Origin of the sequence: Hyphomicrobium sp., assembly GCF_020852195.1 — a bacterium.
Classification (GTDB): domain Bacteria; phylum Pseudomonadota; class Alphaproteobacteria; order Rhizobiales; family Hyphomicrobiaceae; genus Hyphomicrobium_C.
In genome coordinates this window covers 1-2,734 of sequence record NZ_JADZBI010000252.1, presented here as the reverse complement: position 1 = coordinate 2,734, position 2,734 = coordinate 1, and the positions used below count along the sequence as shown (strand labels likewise).

1 protein-coding gene is annotated in these 2,734 nt (G+C 55.8%); it reads left to right on the top strand.

Annotated elements, in window-relative coordinates:
- A partial coding sequence (locus IT540_RS20650; RefSeq protein WP_291181765.1) for a hypothetical protein occupies positions 1–2,734 on the top strand: 2,734 nt, incomplete at both ends.

The window sequence follows — 2,734 nt, the reverse complement described above, 5'->3', positions numbered from 1 at the left end:
GGCGGTCAAGGAGATGGATGAAGGTGGGGTCATTCATCGTTGGGAAGGAGACTCTGGAACCTATCCCAGTATTGACTTCTCTGGTTTTGAGAAGGTCATGCAAGCCTGGGCTGATGGTGACGTGGATATCGTCAACTGGCTGGATGATCCGCAGTATGACATTGAACACCTGACCATGCAGAAGTGGCAGAAGGGGCGAGGGGATCGTCCTTCGGTGATGCCACAGTATGTGGAGATGGGGAATTATTCCGACCGGGGTTTGCTCTCCGAGGATGATGTGGTTCGTCGTGAGTCGGAGATCTTTGGTGGTCCAGCTACACCCGAGGGTGTGCGTGGTATTGCGCCATTTGTCCGTGGGGATGCGGTAACTTGGCAGGATATGATTGCGGATCGCTTTGGATCTGGTCGTCCGCTGGAAGCTCCTTCGCGCTTTGACACCAGGGGTGATGCGATTGGCGCGATGATGCGTCAGCAGTATGAGCTGCGCGGGAATGAGGATCTGGCAAGGTCTGAGCTACCTGTTCAGCAGGACCGCCTGAGTAAGATGGGGCATCGTCAGTTCAAGAAGCGCAAGGAGCAGATTAAGGCAACGGTCGTTGAACAGGCTGATCCGATTCCCGGCGTTCCGCTGAAGGGTGCGACCTCGGATGAAGTAACCTGGAAGTCTGGGGATATTATCGCTTCAGGAACCTATCAGGAGGCGGGGAAGGAGACGTTCTGGAGCCCCGAGGATGGGGTCAATGTTGGGTATCTCACGCAGCAGTGGGCGCGAGAAGAGCTTCCTCCGGATCGAGCGGTTCCTGACTGGGAGGTGCGCATTCCTGGGGTGGAGCGTGGGAATATCAGCTCTGGCTATGCGCAGCATGTGAGCCGGGGCGAGCAGGTCACCGGAGATCGACCACCCTTGCGCTACTCGGTGAAGAAGCTCAAGTATCAGGATGGTCGATTCCGGGACTACATCACGCTTACTGACAACACGGGGCGGGTGCATTACTCTGGCTGGGGTGAGTTTGCGGCGGAACACAACCCAGAATATAAGTACAAGCAACTAGGCGAATCGTTGGGTGTTCGCGTGAATTACCCGGAAGAGCTGCTCATCAGTAGCGATGAACTTGCCCGTGAAGCTGGAGTCGTGAGTCGGTCTCGCGAGGAAGTTGGCATTCCCGCGACGGTGCGTCGGTATGAAGATCAGTTTGTCCGTAGTACGGAAGGTGACGCCTCCGGGGCGGCCCGTATGACGGTTCGGGTGGGTGACTATGATGTCTCCCAGGCTGCGGATGGCAGCTTCACCGGGATCAACTGGAAGACCCTGGATGCTATTGACATTGCCGATATACTCTCCGGCTATCAACCGCGATCCCTGATGGATCGTGATCTTGTAGAGATGCTCGGAAAACTCACAACGATACAGAACAGGCTCCCATCGTATCGTGAGGTGCTCCAGCAGCGGTTTGATGGACTCTTTGGTGGAGATCGTGCGCTGGTTGATGATGCGTCGGTACAGCTGTCGCAGATGATTCCACACGGACGTTCCAAGTCTCCTGGGCTACCCCCAGATGTCCGGATAAGTGAAGATGGGCACGCTTTCCAGGTGGTTCCACCACGCGGAAAGTCGGTGGAAAAGCTTCTCAAGGAGGAACGGACACCGACCTCGCTTGGAATGGAAAGCATGGCGCACCAGGACGCCAATCGGTATGAGGATACTAATAGCCCGGAGTACCAGGCGAAGGATACGAGGCAACAGTATTCTCCTCACCAGATCCTTGATCCTGTCAAAGATTCTGGAGTACAGCCAGAAGCTGATCATATGGGTGAAGTTACCCAGGAACTTGCGTTCCATGGGAACCCCAGTTTGCAGATGATGAACTACACGGCAGAGTTTGACGGGCAGTTTATTCGAATTCGGCAGGATTTCCGAACCGTAGCCTACTATCCTTTCCGGGGGGTGGTGTCGAAGGAGGAACGTTCCGGCCTCCAGTCGTGGATGAATGACGCGCTGGCGGAGCTGGATCGCTTGATGAAGGAGGCTGGGTGGCCTGTCGCTCGCAAAGAGATTCAGGCGATTGATACCCAGGGAGTAGTACGCCGTCTACGAACTGTTGGTGAGCAGCTGACGGAACCTCCAATTCCCGCATCAGTGTCAGGATTGGATCCCAATGTTGGCAGCCTCGCTCGACCCATTGCTGGCCTAAAAGAAAGCACGCTTCCGCAAGTGGGGGGGTTTGGCTCTGACGCAAGGCTGTCAGAAGTGCTTCGAGATTTGGATCCGCAGATGACTCCTGAGGAATCCAATGGCGTGCTTTTGGCGCAGAAGATTCGGGACTGGGGGAAGCGAAATATTCCCTTTGGCCAGTCGCGAGATTCCGTTGAGTGGAAAGTCGCTCTTCTTGACCAGACCGTGAACTCGGGAACGGCACGATTTTGGGAGCGGATCTATCTGACGGAGGATGTGGTGCCTCCGGCGAAGAAGAGTACGGTGTATCGGAAGGCGACTCCGCCCGCTGATGCCAAGATTGTGCGTGATCACTCATATATTGTGGGGTCCAGTGGTCGTGGTACGGCTCGTCAGGTAGCGGTGCTGTTGCCGCCAGGTACTTATCGAGGTCATATTGGGAGGAATGTGGTACTCCCTCGTGGGAGTAGGCTGATCGATCTGGGAACTGTTGAAGGCGTGAAGACGTATCAGGTGCTAACGCCTGATGGCCTGCATTACCTTCCAGGGCCTGCGGCACAG